Annotated in this window: 18 protein-coding genes; 4 read left to right on the plus strand and 14 right to left on the minus strand. The window is 48.6% G+C overall.

What is annotated here, in order from left to right; translation table 11 throughout:
• Positions 1-29: 29 nt before the first annotated feature.
• Positions 30-278, minus strand: coding sequence for a GlsB/YeaQ/YmgE family stress response membrane protein (locus tag OGY13_RS14620; RefSeq protein WP_003832440.1), 249 nt, complete (start codon positions 276-278; stop codon positions 30-32).
• 361 nt (positions 279-639) lie between these two features.
• Between OGY13_RS14620 and fdhF the strand changes: the two genes are divergently transcribed.
• Complete coding sequence (gene fdhF, locus OGY13_RS14625) at positions 640-2,787, plus strand: formate dehydrogenase subunit alpha (RefSeq protein ID WP_111465761.1); 2,148 nt, start codon at positions 640-642, stop codon at positions 2,785-2,787.
• A 52-nt stretch (positions 2,788-2,839) separates the two neighbouring features.
• Here fdhF and OGY13_RS14630 read toward each other — a convergent pair whose 3' ends face one another.
• The 11 genes from OGY13_RS14630 to OGY13_RS14680 form a co-directional block, all read right to left on the minus strand.
• Positions 2,840-3,484 carry a hypothetical protein gene (locus OGY13_RS14630; RefSeq protein ID WP_213752531.1) on the minus strand — a complete coding sequence of 215 codons (645 nt, stop codon included), beginning with the start codon at positions 3,482-3,484 and terminating at the stop codon, positions 2,840-2,842.
• 218 nt (positions 3,485-3,702) lie between these two features.
• Positions 3,703-3,885, minus strand: a complete 183-nt coding sequence (locus OGY13_RS14635) for a DUF1869 domain-containing protein (RefSeq protein ID WP_003832433.1) — start codon at positions 3,883-3,885, stop codon at positions 3,703-3,705.
• Positions 3,886-3,888: 3 nt separating this feature from the next.
• A complete protein-coding gene (gene yeaR / locus OGY13_RS14640) occupies positions 3,889-4,251 on the minus strand; it encodes a DUF1971 domain-containing protein YeaR (protein WP_003030735.1) in 363 nt (120 codons plus the stop codon).
• Positions 4,252-4,424: 173 nt separating this feature from the next.
• Positions 4,425-5,063 carry a leucine efflux protein LeuE gene (gene leuE, locus OGY13_RS14645; RefSeq protein ID WP_048216323.1) on the minus strand — a complete coding sequence of 213 codons (639 nt, stop codon included), beginning with the start codon at positions 5,061-5,063 and terminating at the stop codon, positions 4,425-4,427.
• 139 nt (positions 5,064-5,202) lie between these two features.
• Positions 5,203-5,853 (minus strand): metal-binding protein ZinT, encoded by a 651-nt coding sequence (gene zinT / locus OGY13_RS14650; protein ID WP_153687137.1) that lies wholly within the window; start codon positions 5,851-5,853, stop codon positions 5,203-5,205.
• 77 nt (positions 5,854-5,930) lie between these two features.
• Positions 5,931-6,446, minus strand: coding sequence for a phospholipase D family nuclease (locus OGY13_RS14655; protein WP_003832425.1), 516 nt, complete (start codon positions 6,444-6,446; stop codon positions 5,931-5,933).
• Positions 6,447-6,477: 31 nt separating this feature from the next.
• Positions 6,478-7,065 (minus strand): ATP-binding cassette domain-containing protein, encoded by a 588-nt coding sequence (locus OGY13_RS14660; RefSeq protein WP_008784505.1) that lies wholly within the window; start codon positions 7,063-7,065, stop codon positions 6,478-6,480.
• Positions 7,049-7,843 carry an ATP-binding cassette domain-containing protein gene (locus OGY13_RS14665; RefSeq protein ID WP_213752530.1) on the minus strand — a complete coding sequence of 265 codons (795 nt, stop codon included), beginning with the start codon at positions 7,841-7,843 and terminating at the stop codon, positions 7,049-7,051. The genes OGY13_RS14660 and OGY13_RS14665 overlap by 17 nt, the downstream gene beginning before the upstream one ends.
• Positions 7,837-8,649, minus strand: coding sequence for an ABC transporter permease (locus OGY13_RS14670; RefSeq protein ID WP_213752529.1), 813 nt, complete (start codon positions 8,647-8,649; stop codon positions 7,837-7,839). Before OGY13_RS14670 ends, OGY13_RS14665 begins: the two co-directional genes overlap by 7 nt.
• A complete protein-coding gene (locus OGY13_RS14675) occupies positions 8,639-9,613 on the minus strand; it encodes an ABC transporter permease (RefSeq protein ID WP_048214387.1) in 975 nt (324 codons plus the stop codon). Before OGY13_RS14675 ends, OGY13_RS14670 begins: the two co-directional genes overlap by 11 nt.
• Positions 9,613-11,235: an ABC transporter substrate-binding protein gene (locus tag OGY13_RS14680; RefSeq protein ID WP_213752528.1), complete on the minus strand. Its 1,623-nt coding sequence runs from the start codon at positions 11,233-11,235 to the stop codon at positions 9,613-9,615. The genes OGY13_RS14675 and OGY13_RS14680 overlap by 1 nt, the downstream gene beginning before the upstream one ends.
• A 395-nt stretch (positions 11,236-11,630) precedes the next feature.
• On the opposite strand from OGY13_RS14680, the gene OGY13_RS14685 reads away from it, so the two are divergent.
• Positions 11,631-13,718 carry a TonB-dependent receptor gene (locus OGY13_RS14685; protein ID WP_213752527.1) on the plus strand — a complete coding sequence of 696 codons (2,088 nt, stop codon included), beginning with the start codon at positions 11,631-11,633 and terminating at the stop codon, positions 13,716-13,718.
• 116 nt (positions 13,719-13,834) lie between these two features.
• Here OGY13_RS14685 and OGY13_RS14690 read toward each other — a convergent pair whose 3' ends face one another.
• Both OGY13_RS14690 and pdeG read right to left on the minus strand, forming a co-directional pair.
• Entirely contained in the window at positions 13,835-14,032 is a 198-nt protein-coding gene (locus OGY13_RS14690; protein WP_071444734.1) for a hypothetical protein, read from the minus strand.
• A 169-nt stretch (positions 14,033-14,201) separates the two neighbouring features.
• Positions 14,202-15,725 carry a cyclic di-3',5'-guanosine monophosphate phosphodiesterase PdeG gene (pdeG, locus tag OGY13_RS14695; protein WP_213752526.1) on the minus strand — a complete coding sequence of 508 codons (1,524 nt, stop codon included), beginning with the start codon at positions 15,723-15,725 and terminating at the stop codon, positions 14,202-14,204.
• Between the two features lie 241 nt (positions 15,726-15,966).
• Between pdeG and OGY13_RS14700 the strand changes: the two genes are divergently transcribed.
• Together OGY13_RS14700 and OGY13_RS14705 are read left to right on the plus strand one after the other, a co-directional pair.
• The gene (locus OGY13_RS14700; protein WP_063941461.1) at positions 15,967-16,239 is read left to right on the plus strand and encodes a hypothetical protein; all 273 of its coding nucleotides are present in this window, start codon (positions 15,967-15,969) and stop codon (positions 16,237-16,239) included.
• A 151-nt stretch (positions 16,240-16,390) separates the two neighbouring features.
• On the plus strand, positions 16,391-16,795 hold the full coding sequence (locus OGY13_RS14705; protein WP_103285070.1) for a DUF1398 family protein: 405 nt from the start codon (positions 16,391-16,393) through the stop codon (positions 16,793-16,795).
• Positions 16,796-17,016 lie beyond the last annotated feature (221 nt).

Below are 17,016 nucleotides of genomic sequence, written 5' to 3' on the forward strand. Positions count from 1 at the left end.
TCAGTGGCCCCTATTGTCTGTATGTTTACTTAGCTTTTGATTTTTCTGTAGATAAACAACACCACAATCGCACCGATAACCGCTACGACGAAACTGCCGAAGTTGAAACCATCAACTTTACCAAAACCAAAGAAGGTACTGATCCAGCCACCCACTACCGCACCGACAACCCCTAAGATAATGGTCATAAAGAATCCGCCGCCATCTTTACCCGGCATAATCCATTTTGCCAAAATCCCAGCGATAAGACCGAAAACCACCCATGAAATAATGCCCATAATTTTCCTCACTTATGTTTTTAAATTAACGATTCACTCGTTGTATAAAAGCATAGCATAGCGCTGAAAAATTAAAATTTGTGATCGTCATCACTTCATATTTTCATCTTTTTCCGATGTTTCATAAGGTTATGACTGCTGACCGGCAGGCTAAATTTTTGCCGCTCCTCGTCATTAATGTCGAATCGTCAGTCATTATGCTTAACTCTTTTGCCGTCAGCCCCGTTATTGCTGGGTTTTCACTTCTGGCACACTTTATGCTTAAACAACCCGTCGATACGACAAATCGTAGTCCGCGGTGCTTATCGCGCGGCTGCGTCTACAATTCGCGCTATTTCAGCATTTAACAGGTCTGTTATTGATGAAAAAAATCACCAGTGTTTGCCCATACTGTGGGGCCGGGTGCAAGCTCAAGCTTGTTGTCGAAAATAACAAAATCATCCGCGCCGAAGCCGCAGAGGGTGTAACGAACCAAAATCAGTTATGCCTGAAAGGCTATTATGGTTGGGACTTTCTTAACGACACACGCCTCCTGACTCCCCGTCTGACTCGCCCGATGATCCGTTATGAAAAAGGTGGCAAATTCACGCCCGTTAGCTGGGATGAAGCCATTCGTTACACCGCAAAACGCTTATCTGAAATCAAAAATACCTATGGCCCTCGCGCCATCATGACCACCGGCTCCTCCCGGGGAACCGGAAATGAAACTAACTACGTGATGCAAAAATTCGCACGTGGCGTACTTCATACCAATAATGTCGATTGTTGCGCCCGCGTCTGTCACGGTCCTTCCGTTGCCGGGTTACAAGAAACGTTAGGCAATGGCGCCATGAGCAATTCCATCAGCGACATTGAAAACTCAAAATGCCTGCTGATCTTTGGTTATAACTGCGCCGACTCGCACCCAATCGTAGCCCGCCGGGTAATTAAAGCTCGCCAGAACGGCGCAAAAATCATTGTCTGCGACCCACGTCGTATTGAAACCGCCCGTATTGCTGACCAACATTTGCAGTTGAAAAACGGTTGCAACATGGCGCTGGTTAATGCCTTTGGTCATGTTCTTATCGAAGAGCAACTCTACGATCGCGAGTATGTGCAAAAGCATGCGGAAGGGCTGGAAACATACTGGGAAACCGTTAAGGACTATGCGCCTGAAGCCGTTGAACATTTGACCGGCGTTCCCGCACAGCAGGTTCGTCAGGCAATGCGTACATTTGCCGCAGCACCATCGGCAACCGTAATGTGGGGGATGGGCGTCACCCAGTTTGGTCAGGCCGTTGATGTGGTTCGCGGTTTGTCGAGCCTGGCGTTGTTGACCGGGAATCTGGGTCGCCCTAACGTCGGCGTTGGTCCGGTGCGCGGGCAAAATAACGTGCAGGGTGCGTGCGATATGGGGGTACTACCTAACCAGTTCCCGGGGTATCAGGATGTGACCGATTCCGCCGTCAGGGAAAAATTCGCCAGCGCATGGGGCATTGACGTTAATCAGATGGATGACAAGGTTGGAACGCGCATCACTGAAGTTCCACATCTGGCTCTCGAAGGCAAAATAAAAGCCTACTACATCATGGGAGAGGATCCGCTGCAAACTGAAGCCGATCTGGGCCTGGTCCGCGAAGGGTTTAACGCGCTCGATTTTATCGTCGTGCAGGATATCTTCATGACTAAGACAGCGGAAATGGCCGACGTCCTCCTGCCGGCCACCTCATGGGGCGAACATGGCGGTGTCTTTACCTGCGCCGATCGTGGCTTCCAGCGTTTTGAGAAAGCGATTGAACCCACCGGTGATGTAAAGCGTGACTGGGAGATTATCAGCCTGCTGGCCAGCGAAATGGGCTATCCGATGCAGTATCAAAATAACCAACAAATCTGGGATGAAATGCGCGAGCTGTGCCCGCTGTTCTACGGCGTGACCTATGAGAAAATGGGGGAAATGGGGCATGTTCAGTGGCCGTGCCCCGATCTCGATAGTCCTGGTACGCCGTACCTTTACGCGCACAGCCAGTTTGATACCGCCAACGGCAAAGGCAAACTGTTTGCCGCACCGTGGCGAGCGCCCGCAGAAGTTCCGGATGACAATTATCCGCTGGTGTTGTGTACCGTGCGTGAAGTTGGGCATTACTCCTGTCGCTCGATGACCGGTAACTGCGCAGCGTTACAAGCGTTGGCTGATGAACCAGGATATGTGCAAATCAATACCCATGATGCCGAAAAACTGGGTATCCGTCATCGTGATCTGGTGTGGGTCAGCTCGCGTCGGGGTAAGGTCATCAGCCGTGCGGATGTATCCGAGCGTATCAATTCCGGAACGGTGTATATGACCTATCAATGGTGGATTGGTGCATGCAACGAGTTGACCCAGGATAACCTCGATCCAATCTCGAAAACGCCGGAAACCAAATATTGTGCCGTAAATATCGAGCACATTAGCGATCAGAGATGGGCTGAAAAGTATGCCGCTCAATCGTATAGCGACATGAAATCACGCTTATGTGAGGCCATTGCGTAATTCCCCACCCTCGCCACCTGAGTCTGGATACCCAGACTCAGGTTTTATCTCATTACTTTACCAGGTGTGGTTCACTGAAGCGGATGGAGGAAGATTCCTCCTGCATATCCCGCTGCATAAAACCGAGGTTCATCAGAAACAGGCCAGCCATAAACGGCAGTTCGTACAATTCTTCAATCATATCGCCATATTGGACATTGTGCAGGAAGATGGGAGCCAGCAGACGATGATGCTCTACCGTATCGGAAATCAAAAATGCGCAGGCGGTGATCGCCAGCAGCCAGAGCGGTAGCGGTTCATTACGCACGCGTCGGACAATATCCAGGCGTAAGCGCTTCGACAACAGCACCGGCAGAATAATCATGGAAATCATTACAACAGAGATAGCTCTGAACAGAAGTTTAGGCTGCTCCGGGAAATAGTCACGGCCCCAACTGGTGCTTCTCCCCAGCAATACCAACCACCACACGGCTGCCCAAAGCCAAAATTGCTTCTCGCCTTCAGGGCGTGATAAAGGCCGGATATAGCCAAGGGTAAATACGGCACCAAACAGTAGCCATAGCGCCTGCCCATTTTCGATCCATCTGACGACAGTGCCGTTAAGCAGCGGAAGATTCCAGTTCGCGGTGAACGGGATCGCCACAATGACCAGTCCTAGAATAAGTGTGGGGAATGTAATTTGGGTATTCAGTTTCATAAGCGCGATGTTCTGTATTGTTACTGTTTTGCGATCATAACTCCTGTGAATGATCGACAATTAGCATTCAATGCGAATCTCTTAAGGTATTCTTAAGGAATCTTTTTTCGGACATCACTACGTTCAACACAAATAAAAAAACCGCACGGCGCCGTCAAAACGCTGTGCGGTTAGTACATTAAAATTCTGTGTATTCAATCAGTAAGAGTATTTAACGCCTACCATCCGCAGACTTCATGCTCATTCTCGGTATCGTACGAACGAACGGTATTGACCAAGTCTTTGACCACTTCTGCTGCCACATCCGGCACCAGTAATGTCATCGGCGCTTCTGTTTCATAATCAACAGAAACACCGTTACTGTTATTGGTCACGGTTACGGTATAGGTTGCTTTGCCCATGATTTACTCCTTGCCGGTGCGCACGACTTTTCGTTGATTTGCACTCTCCATCAGAACTTCCGGTGCAACGAAAAAATCGATATTAAAGTAAGTGTCGTCGGTCATCACTTCGATGTTATGCCATTTTTCCGGCGGAAAAACGCCAAACTGACCGGCTTCAATAACCATCACCTCTACTGGCTCCGGACTGTGTTCATCGGCGTATCCGAGATATTTGACCGCCCCCTGCATAACAGAAAGTCGTGGATAAACCCCGGCACGAGTTCCTTTATCAAGGTGGCGTTCGAAAATTCCGGCAGGCGCAGTTTCTTTGTTCCAGAATGGTGTAGAGCGTGTATGGATATGATTCTGTGGAATTTGAAGCATTTTTCTTCCCTTTTCCAGTCGACAACCAGCGAGTCTTATTGAATCGCTGCTGTACACAGGGTACGCCTCAAAATATACATTTAAAATACCATTTATTGGTTATAACCCTACAATTATAAATGAAAAGCAAAGCGTCATATTGAAGGCCCGCCGCAACCAGCGGGCCGATAGCATCACGACTGAAGCGTGGCCAGACGAGCGGCAAAACCAACGAAAATCAGGCCGATTAGGGAATTACCCACTTTGGCCAGTTTTTTCTTCGTGCGAATATACTGTGTCACGAACGCGCCGGAGAAAATAAGGAAGCTCAGATAGAAAAAGCTCACTACTTCAAGCGTAATGGCCAAAATAAAGAATGACAGCCCTGAGTGCGGTGCATTGACATCAATAAACTGCACAAAGAACGAAACATAAAACAAAATAGCTTTGGGATTCGTCAGGCTCAGAATTAATGCTCGCTTAAAAATAGCGCCAAACGGGACTTCCTCAGGTGCGGAGTCGCTTGCTTTCGATTTCAGTGTCGCATACAGGATCTTCGCACCGAGGTACAGCAGATAAAACGCGCCAAGATAGCGAACGATGTTGAACAAAACGGGCGTTGTTTTGATCAATGCGGCAACACCGGCATAGGCCAAAAACATCAACACGGCATCACCGATAAACACACCACTTGCGGCGAGATAACCACCCTTCACTCCCCGACCGACGCTGTTCTTCAACACAAATATCGTATTTGGCCCCGGTACCAACACGATAAAAATGGCTCCCACCAGATACGTCCAGTAATTCAGAACTCCATACTCTGCGAACACGTTAACCTCTTCCTGAAAAAACACATGCACTTGCTGCGATACAATATGCTAACGAATGCATCGGGTGATGGAAAGAGAAGGTTATGAATTAAAAAACCCGCCACTGGTGACGGGTGTGTACAGATAAGGTTAGCCCGGATTAATGGTGCAGCATCTCATCCACAACCTCTTCTCCCTTCAACTGATAAGGGTAGTAGGTAGGCCAGTTTTCCATCTCTTCAAGCAAGGCTGCCTGCGAGGTATTTCCCATAAAGATATGGAAGTGGCTCGATTTACGCGGCGCGATAATATGATCGCTAAATTGCACATATTTAGGCGCTTTGCTGTCAGCAGCTTTACACTCAAACAGATACCGTACACCTTTCTTGCCTGATTTATAATTCAGGATCTTATATCCGGCGTAGTCGTATTTACATGATGCAACCTGATTCCCGGTATGAAACTCCATCACGCCATTTTCAATACCGATAGTGTCTACGTTGGTTGCATAGCCTGTACGGTAATACGCTTTGATTTGTTCTGCCGTTTTGCTTTTATCTTTCTCCGCTTTCTTTTTGAATACTGGGTCAAGTTCGCCGCTGACCAGATACGGATAAACAGATTGCCACATGCCATCCCAGTCGGTCAGCGCCCTGTTCTGCACCTGGTTATCATCAAATACCCCTTCCGACGCCTTTTGTTCTGCTTCACTCATTGGCGCACCATGGGAATGATGACCATGCGCCAGAACCGAACTACTGACTAAAAGCATCCCCAGAGCGATTGTCTGTTTTTTAAAACGAATAGCCAAAATTTCACCCTCAAATCATTTGCGAGTGAAATGTTATAATATAACATCACATTTAAATCAACGGCGTTGTGAAGCATTTAACCGCTCTGGTGCGCGATTTTCCAACGGCTGTCAAAATGGGCCTGATACTGCGCAACAACGGCAGGTTCGTCACGAATAACTAACACATTTTCAGAGTTGGCAAATTCTGCGGATTTAGCAAAGTTGAACGAACCGGTTTCCAGCGTGTCGCCATCAATAATCATTACCTTGTCATGCTGGATGTGGTAGTGACCATCCAGTTGCACATCAACCCCATTCGCGGCAGCAAACGCGATGGCCTTCTGGCTAACCTTGCCCTGGTTACGTTTCTTATCGATAACAGCCCGAACCACTACGCCTCTCTTTTCAGCGTTTACCAGGGCCTGAACAATATCTGCAGACTGAAATGAATAAGCCATCATATCGATGCTGTGCTGCGCATGGTTAATTGAATCCAGCACTAAAGCCCGAGCCGACCCTTCCGGTGAAAAACCCACCTGAATGGAAGCATGTGCTGCAAAAGCACCCGCCCCGTACATTAGCGCAGCCACAGCGATAGTTTTTACGATCACGTTAGTTATTTGCCTGAAATGCGAAAGAGGCCTAAGAGAGTAGCGCTCGCGTGCAGATCTGATCAAGCAGCGCCTGCTGATGACTGATAATGAGCATACCCAATGGCCGACGCTGAGATTCTTCAAGCAGCAGCGCCCAGATATCCCGTTGAATAGAAGGATCAAGCTGGGCTGTAATTTCATCGGCAATAAGAAAACGTGTCCGCGGGTCCAGCGCGCGAAGTAAAGCAATTCGCGCCAGTTCACCACCAGAAAGTTGTCCGGGACGGCGGGTTAACCACTCTGGATTGATGTGAAGACGGGTAAGCATTGCAGCATCCGGTCGCCATGCATCATGCACCGCATCACCGGTGCTGCGTCGGGGGTTAAAAGTTAATTCTGGATGCTGTGGCACCAGTTGCACCGGACAATACTGGTGCATCGGCAACGGTTGGTCATCAATCAGAATGTCACCGGAAGTTGGTTTCTGCCAGCCCGCCAGCACGCGTCCCAGCGTCGTTTTGCCAGTTCCACTGGGCGCACAAATCCCAATACGTTCTCCAGGGCGTAGAGAAAAGGTCAGATTTTGCCACAGAACCTTTTCCCCCTGACGGATTGTTACATCACGACAGCACAGCATCGCGCTCTCCAAAAAGTTGATTTCTTTCAGGCAGTGCCCGCCATTGTCGTTGCAGTTGTTCGCTAATCTCTCCGCGTAACAGCTGTTCCCGGCTGACGTTATCCGACACCCTTCCCTGATGCAGTGCGACAATACGATCCGCATGGCGGGCCGCCAGCGTGAGGTCATGCGTTACCCACAAAACACCAGCCCCTTGCTCACATTGCTCACGCAACTGTTCAAGCAGTTGATTAGCGAGAGGTGCATCAAGCCAGGCGGTAATTTCATCCGCCAGAATATAGCGAGCCTGACTCAGAGACGCATGACAAGCCAGAACACGTTTTGCCATACCGCCTGAAAGCTGACGCGGAAAAGCATCTAATACGCGACTTTCCAGTCGACTACGCTGGAGCAATCGTTCAATTTTTCCGGCATTCCACTGCTGGTCAGAAAGCTGGCATGCCCTGCGCAGATGTTTTTCAATCGAGAGCAGCGGGTTAAGTGCCTGAATACCTTGTGGGACGTAGCTGAAGGTATTGCCACGACATTTGCGAATATCATCACTGCCCAGCGCTTTACCTTCCAGGGTAATAACGCCGTTGAAACGCAAATTGTCTGGTAAGAGATCGAGCAGACATTGCAGCAACAGGCTCTTACCTTCCCCACTTCCCCCAACTAGCGCCACCATCTGACCAGGCGCTACGTCGAAAGAGATATCCTGCAACAGCGAAGACCAGTTTTTCGCGCCGTACCAGCGATAACGCGCCACGTCCAGCGAGACCTGCCTTAAACTCAACATGCGTCACCTCGTAACCATAAACGATGCACCGCCCTTGCGAGCTGATCGAATAACATCACCAGACTGAACAGCATCAGTCCTGGAAACAGCACTAACCACCAGTCGCCATGACTGATAAACCTCAGCGCATCCGCCAGCAGCAGGCCCAGCGACGGTTCATGCGGTGCCAGTCCAAAACCGAGGAAGCTTAACGCCGCGCTGTGTAACACCGCATGGGGAAACATCAGCAATGTCCCGGTTAACCACTGGGGTAACAACGCCGGTAGATAGTGATGCCGCCAGCAGTAAAAATGGCCGTGTCCCAGACGCCAGGTCAACGTCAGATAGTCACTGTGGGCCACGCGCTGCGCTTCAGCACGCAGGATCAGCGCCAGACGCGGCCAGTGCGTTAGTGCAACCGCCATGATTACCCCGTTTTTCCCACCACCCAGCGTAAAACAGATCAAAATAAGCAACAGCAGATGCGGCATCGACAGCATGGCATCAGTTATAAGGCGCATAAGTACATCCAGACGCGGATGTATGCGCGAAACCGCCGCCATCATTAGCGCAATGAAACCGCTGCACAACGCCGCACCAATACCAATTTGCAGACTGGTTAGTGCACCTTGAAAACAACGGATCCACAGATCGCGACCGAGGTTATCGGTGCCAAACCAGTACATGGCATCAGGTGGAAGATGACGAGCAAGCAGATTAACGCTCAACGGGTTATCCAGCATTGCGACACCATACACTGCAATGAATAACAGGCAGCTAAAAGAGAACAAAAGACGAATTAGCGTCGGCGTCGGGTTATAGAGCATCAGGTCGCTCCAGAGCACGGTTCAACATACGGACAAGCCAGGTAGACAGCGAGTTGCCAATGAACACCAGTACGGTACTGAACAACACAATCCCCATCAGTAACGGCAGATCGCCGCGTAACCCGGCATCAATAGTGGCCTGCCCCAGTCCTGGATAAGCAAAGACTTTTTCGGCCAATAGTGCACCTCCCAACAGTTCTCCCAGTGAGGCAAACTGCAAACACAGCGCAGGCGTAATTGCATGACGCAGAACCTGATGACGTAACAGTGACCAGCCTTTATCTCCCTGGGAACGCGCAAAACGGACAAATTCGCTTTTCATTACGCTGGCGATGCTTTCCCGCGTGTGAAGCGTAATTTGCCCCAGCCCCAGCAAACTGAGCGCGCAAACGGGAAGCACCAGATGACGCAGACGCTCGGTCAGCGTCGCCATATCGCCGCTGTTGCCCGGCTCCCACGCGCAGCAGACCGGAAATACCGGCCAGCGCACGGCAAATAACGCCAGCAGCAACATGCCAATCCAGAAGGTCGGCAGCGAAGAAAGCAGATAGCTGAGGCGACAGATTGCTTTGTCCGGCCAGCGATTCAGGTAGCGACCCGCGACAAACCCCATTGCCGTTCCCAATATGCCGGAGAGTAGCCACGCGCCGCCAAGCAGCGCAAACGAGGTGGAAAAGCGTTCCTTGATCACGCTGGCAACCGGCGCATTAAACAACATGGAATAGCCGAGATCGCCCTGCAATACACGAACAAACCAGTGACCAAAACGCTCCCATAGCGGCTGGTCCAATCCCCAGCGAGCAGCAATGCGTGCATATTGTTCCGGCGGCACATGCAGGAGATCGTTGCCGATATAAGCGCGAATAGGATCGACTGGAGAAAAACTGAGCAGCACAAAGGTGCCAGCCGCAACCAGCACTAATAATACTATCAGCCGTAGAAAATGGCCCACAACAGACTTCATCAACGGCAGGTCCAGGTCCATTCGTCCAGATTATTGAGCAGTGACCAGCTACCGTGAATCTCCGGTGCGCCTTTGCCTAAATCAATACACGGATTTGCCAGATAAGTGTGCTGAATATTCAGCAGCCATGCCCAGGCAGCATCGCCCTGCACGCCAGCCCCTTGCTTACCATCCCACTCCACCTGTTGCCAGAAAGGCAACGCTTTTTGCCAGTCTGGGGCGTCGATAGCCTGTTTAAGATGCTGTTCAACAACAGGATTGCTGTAATAGCCTGGATTGTAATATTCCACGCCCGCGGCCTGATTACTGTAATGATGGAAAAGCTCCATCGGATCCAGGCTTCCCCAACCAAATAACGTCGGGTTCGCATGCATGTGACGTTCAACGGTTTCCCAGCTTCCTGACTGTAGTGATACCTGAATGCCCACCGGTTCCAGCATTGCGCGAACAGCTTCGGCTAAATCCCGGCGCGTACTGTCACCGCTGGCGTACCATAAAGTCAGTCGAGCCTCTTTGCCGTCTTTCACTCGCACGCCATCTTTACCTACCTTCCAGCCGGCTTCTTCCAGAATCGTACGTGCTTTTTCGCTATCACCATCTTTGAACGCAACGGATTGCCCCTGCCATGGCAGCCCCTGCACTGCGCTATACGCAGGAATCGCATGACCCTCCATGACCTGATCGGCAAGCTGCTTACGGTCGATGGCATAGTTGATGGCGCGCCTGATGGCAACATCGGCAGTGATATCGTTCCCAATCGGATAGCCATTGGCATCTTTTTTACCTGCAGGAACCATCGGGAACACAATGCCCCGGTTTTCCACGCTATCGCGTACCCAAAGTTTCAAATTTGTCTGCTGAGGAGCGACCGCCATCGACGGCGCGATACGTACGAGTCCCAGTTGGCCACTGCGCGCTGCGGCATAAGCGTTATCTTCATCAAGGAAGACAAACACCAGCTTACTGAAATCATTTTTCTTACCGGCATACCAGGGATTAGCCTCCACGATCAACTGCTGTCCCGGCTGAAAACTCACCAGCCGATAAGGACCTGCGCCAATCGGATTTTTGGCAAATGTTTTTTCGTCATACCGTTTCGCCGGAACAATACCCAAAGAACCCAGCACATTCACAAAGGTGCTCTGTGGGCTATTTAGCGTAATTTCTACCGTACGGTTATCTTTCAGGCTGGCATGGGTGAAGTTTCCCATGTCGATTTTGCCGCCGCTTTTTGCTGCTTTGTTATAGGTGAACACCACATCTTCAGCGGTTAGCGGGGAACCATCAGAGAATTTAAGGTCAGGTTTTAACGTCAATGTCCAGGTTTTGCCGTCTGCGCTGGTTTCTACTTTTTCCGTCAGCAGGTTTCCCCAGCTCATATCTGCATTTTGTTTTAATAATGGTGCATGCAAAAGCAAATAGCTGCCATGACTCCAGCCCAGCATCGGGTCAAACCCTTCCGTTGGTTCTGGTCCAATTGCCAGTTTTAACGTCTGCCCTTCGCTCGCATTTTGCGCGGCAAGAAGTGGTGAGGTTAATGCGAGAGTCAATGCGCACGTAAGCAGTGCCGGCTTGCCTTTGATCATTATGTTATCCAGATTTACGTTATTTTTATGCCGCATAACGATTTACCGTCGTTAAGCAGTCTCCTGGGGAAGGGATTATGGCGGACAGAAATGACGAAAAAAATGATGCGGCGCAGAAAAGTATGACGATTTTCTAAAATTATCATACTTTTTCTGATACTCCGTTATGAGTACGATGTGAATCTCAGAAAATAGATTAATCCCTCGCCATTTATTCACAGAAATATTAATCCCGAACTAATAATTGCCTATGCGGACTATTGTCCCTTCCTGCTAATTCCTTATCTAAAACTCATGACAATTTATGTATATTTATTCAAGAAAAACACCAGAAGTGACAAGTTATGTAAATTTGTAATGATAATTATTTGTATTATCATTTCCATCAATTATCTTACTGCCTTTGAATTTTTAACAAAGGAAGTTTGACTATGCGTTTAAAACCTGTTGCCTCTGTCGTTCTGTCCTGTTTAGGATTTTCCAGCCCCCTGGTATTTGCTGAAGATGTCATGGTGGTAACCGCTTCCGGTTATGAAAAGAAAATCACCAATGCCGCCGCCAGCGTCTCTGTTATTTCGCAGCAAGAGTTACAAACCAATAAATATAATGACTTAGGTGAAGCCCTGCGTTCTGTTGAAGGGGTAGATGTTGAAAGCAGCACCGGTAAAACCGGCGGTCTGGAGATCAGCATCCGTGGCATGCCTGCCAGCTATACCTTGATCCTGATTGACGGTATTCGTCAAAACGGCAGCAGCGACGTAACGCCAAACGGTTTCTCTGCCATGAATACCAGCTTTATGCCCCCGCTGGCGGCAATCGATCATATTGAGGTGATCCGCGGCCCGATGTCGACGCTTTATGGGTCCGACGCAATCGGTGGCGTGGTGAATATCATCACCAAAAAAAGCACCGATAAATGGAGCACTTCCATCAATACCGGCGTTAACCTGCAAGAGAGTAATAAATGGGGTAACAGTACGGTCGCCAACTTCTGGTCAAGCGGCCCGTTGATTGCGGGCATACTGGATATGCAGGTTCGGGGGAGCACAACCCAGCGTCAGGGTTCCAGCGTCACCTCCCTCAGCGATACCTCCTCCACCCGCGTACCTTATCCTACCGAATCGGAAAACTATAATATTGGCACGCGCCTCGACTGGAAAACCAATGAGAACAATACGCTGTGGTTAGATCTCGACTCCGCCAGACAGCGCTATGACAACGATGACGGGCAGTTGGGCAACCTGACAGGGGGGTATGATAAAACGCTACGCTATGAGCGTAACAAAGTGACCCTCGGCCACGATACATCCTTAACGTTCGGCACCTGGAAATCCTCCCTCGGCTGGAATGAAACCGAAAACAAAGGCCGGCAATTGGTATCTTCCGCACTCACACCAGAGAACGCAGGCCGGGCCGGTGACGCGCGTGAACTGAAGAACACCAACGTCATTCTTGACTCAGTGCTGCTGACGCCATTAGGTGATTCGCACCTCTTAACCCTTGGCGGAGAATACTGGGATGCCCGGATGAAAGATGGTGTGGTACTGGCCAATACCGGTGAGACGTTCCATCAGAAAACGTGGGCAGCCTATGCGGAAGATGAATGGCATATTCTCGACTCGCTGGCCTTAACCGCAGGAACACGCTATGAGCATAACGATGTCTTTGGCGGTCATCTCAGCCCGCGTGCCTATATGGTCTGGGACGCATCCGACGAATGGACCCTCAAAGGCGGCGTAACGACAGGTTATAAAGCACCATCACTAAGCCAGTTGCATAACGGGATCAGCGGTGTAACCGCGCAGGGAACGGTGAATACGGTCGGTAACCCGGACCTCAAACCTGAGGAAAGTATCAGCTACGAAACCGGGCTGTATTACGAGAACGACGCCGGGCTTAACGCCAACATTACCGGCTTCTATACCGAATACAAAAATAAAATTGTCTCATATTCTATCGATGATAATACCAACAGCTATACCAATAGCGGCAAGGCGAGGACCGATGGCGTTGAATTTGCCAGCACCTTCCCTCTATGGTCGGATGTGCTGACCTTATCTCTCAACTACACCTACACTCAGAGCAAGCAAAAAGATGGTGAAAATAAAGGCGCGCCATTAAGTTACACCCCAAAACATATGGCTAACGCCCGTCTGAACTGGCAGGCAACGGAAGATATGAACGCCTGGCTCAGCGCACGTTATCGCGGCAAAGCCCCACGCTTTACCGAAAATTACGACAACCTTAGCGCGGTACAAAAGGCCGTCTATGACGATAAAGGCGCTGATTTAAAAGCCTGGACCGTCGTCGATATGGGGATGTCTTATAAGCTGACCAAAGATCTGACGCTTAATACGGCGGTTAATAACGTGCTGGATAAAGACTTTAGTGAGGTCAAATTGTATCAGGTGGGGCGTAATAGTACTTACGCAGGTGATTACTATCAAACGGCGCAATCCACCACTGGGTACGTAAACCCTGGTCGTAACTACTGGGTATCTTTAAATTATCAGTTCTAATTTTATAAGATCCTGCTGGTCGGGGCACACTAATACCCCGACCAGCAGAATATTATTGAAAGAAGACACAAGATATAATCAGCAACTTATTTTAACATATAAGAATATTTAAACAATTAATACAGAAACACCCCTTCCTGCACCATAAGATATAATGCCAAAACAATAACCCCGACGATACCGCCTAAAAACAAGACTGCGGCAATCGCAAGCTGGTTGCGATTTGTGTTCTTCACTTTGCTTCGCACATCCAACTTATTTTTCGCCGCTCTATGACTTGAATCACGCTCCATCGCGAATGTTATATCTGCCATACCATTATCCAGTTGCTGTATATGAAAACATAAATAACCACCACATCGATAAGGGTATAGATTTTAACTAACAGAATCTGAGATTTGTCTCACGATAAAGATAATCGTCGGATTTTTGCTACCGAAGCAGATTTCATGCTCACTTTTCATCAATTAGGTTATCTTGTATTTATTCGACAAAAACCTTCACTTTAGGCTTTGACAGCAGAATCATGACGAACTCAGTGAAGGTTACTGGTTTATAGAAATAGTACCCTTGCAGGAAAACAATGTTGTTTTTGTTGAGATAATCAAGCTGAGCCTTTGTTTCAACCCCTTCTGCAACGATGCTTAAAGATAGTTTACGAGCCAGATCGAGGACACAATCTAAAATTCGGGTTGAATCGGGAAGCTCATTTACCCTTCCCACAAAGCTCTGATCGATTTTAATGTAATCAATGTGCAGGTCATGCAAATAAGAAAGCCCAGAATAGCCCGTACCAAAATCATCCAGCGCAATCACAAAGCCATTCTCATGCAGGATATTGAGCCTCTGCACAAGATCTTCATCCACATCTAACGGCTCGCGCTCAGTAACTTCGATTACCAGATTGAGGTCATCGCGGTTAAAACTATCCCTGTAATGCAGGCACTCCTGCACGAATGTAGGGGATGTGATATGGGATGCGCTGAAGTTAATGCCGACATGGAAGCCGGATGGCAGTTTGCTGGCAATGGCGTTCATGTTTTCCGCGACCTGCCTCATCAGGATTTGAGTTAGTGGCACTATCAGGCCTGATTTTTCAGCGACGGGAATGAAGGAAGCAGGAGAGATATATCCGGCCTTAGGATGTTTCCATCGGGCCAGCACTTCAACACCGCGTAACGTCCCCTCGCGACCATTTACGATAGGTTGATAAAAAGGCACGATCTCTCCTTTTACTATCGCCCTGCGCAACGTTTCTTCAGGGGTATCGTTCTTGTTCAGATACTTATCAATGGCATAAGCGGCGGCGAGCGATATCAGTAGGATAAAAATCAGGATCCCTAAGCCATGCCTGATCAACCTGCTAGCACTAAACAATGGTGGTTCAGCGTAAATGATGCTGAAGGAATATTTCGCGGAATTCACTTGGCCAAACTTCTGCGCATTTGCAGCAACAGTTTTCACATCGCCAAATAAACCGAGTACTGCGTCACCCACAAGCAACGAGTACGTTACTCCCGCTAACGGGACATTCAGTGCCCCTCGGATATGCACGCCACTTATGGTGACGATTATACGGCCTGTGTGAAAACGTGTTTGATACAGCAGAACTGGTATTTCATTCTCGGTATTGCTTGCGGGAGTCAGTTGTAAATTAGTATCAGCTATAACGGGAATATGCTTAAGTAATATCCGATTACCCGGCAAAGAGGTACACCAAACCTTCCCCTGTCGAATAATTATCAGCGTTCGCAAATGGGGTCGGAGCGCAGCTTCGGTTCCAAGTTGGTATTGCCCCTCCAAATCGCATTTTTTTTCAGCGATGTGCATAGCGGTACGGGTTGCCTGGAAAGCTTCATCAAGTATGTTATCCATATTTTTCGCGGCATATCTGGCCCCCCCGAGGGTTTCCATCGAGGAGGAATACCAAAGCTGCATATTAAGAATAAAAACACCGATTAAAAAAAGACACACCGCAGCAGTTACCGGTAAAAGTGCTTTGCGCATTCTCATGTCCTGTGGTGAAAACTGATCAGTCGTTGCGATGAGCATTGACGTGTTCTAATTTATCTCTACAGAGCATGGTAGACAGAAACAAAAGTCGCCATGCGCCCAGTCACATTTCCTCAATAACAACGTAACTTACTAATTTATTGATAAAATCATTACTGAAATTCGCAGTACAAAACCGGCGTTTCACCTCATCCAATTTTGCTATCATAGGAATGCACTAATAAGAGGTAATCAAATGAAAATCTTTATCACTGACAATGACGGGAACCTGATTCCTGTTGACGGAAAAAGCGTTGTCATCGAATTGAATAGTGGCGGAACCATCGAGATCGCCGAGGAGTACAGCCGGGACGATGTTCCTGAAGGCATTAATCTGTGGGGCGGACGAGAACCCTCCCCTTCACTCTCTTTCGAGGAAATCAAAGCCAGAACAGAAGGCCTGGGCGTTTATCCCATTGCAGCCAACGCTCTGCATGTATTTCCGTACAAACTTTCAGCAAAAGAATAATTGCACGCACCGGGTGCGCACGCGTAAATGGGCTGTGCGCAATTGCTCTCATGGCTTTGCTGTCCGCACCAAGAAGTCAGACCAGATTGAAGTGATAAAACCGTTCGTGCACACTATACGCTCTCATGACTAACAATAGGTTATAACCCTGATGGATCAGGTTGATGTTCTTGAAAAGATGTTTGAGCAAGTGAGAAAGGAACATAACTTTCCGTGGTTTTACTCTGAACTAAAACGCCAGAATATTGCTTATTATATTTACTACCTGGCTACTGATAACATCAGAGTTGTGACAGAAAATGATGAAGTAATATTAATAAGAGGGAAAAGAGACTTATTGAAAGTCAGTACAAACAAGAACCCGGAACAAGTAAAAAAAGCAGCCCAGATTCATTATTCCGGGAAATCCACATTTCGTGAATATACTGCAACACTTGTCAATGCTGGCGTTTTCCGATGGGTTACGGATGTCAATGATAACAAACGGCATTACTACTCTGTTGACGATACGCTTTTATACATGGAAGATGTTGAGAACAATAATCCATTAATATAATGATAGTTGAACTAGTAGTCCGATTTCTTCCACTCAGCACCGTAGAAGCTGGCTTAAGGGACAAACCCGCGTGAAGGATCACCACATCGGGCTACAGTCATAGTTAATGCGGAACACTGCGGCGACATAACGCATGATTATGTCATTGTACTGTGCTTAATTGATTGGACACCCAGGTATATGAAATCCGCAATTAAGCTGGCTCAGTTAATTCAGGCATT

The organism is Citrobacter sp. Cpo045 (assembly GCF_030332875.1).
GTDB classification, from domain to species: Bacteria; Pseudomonadota; Gammaproteobacteria; order Enterobacterales; family Enterobacteriaceae; genus Citrobacter; species Citrobacter portucalensis.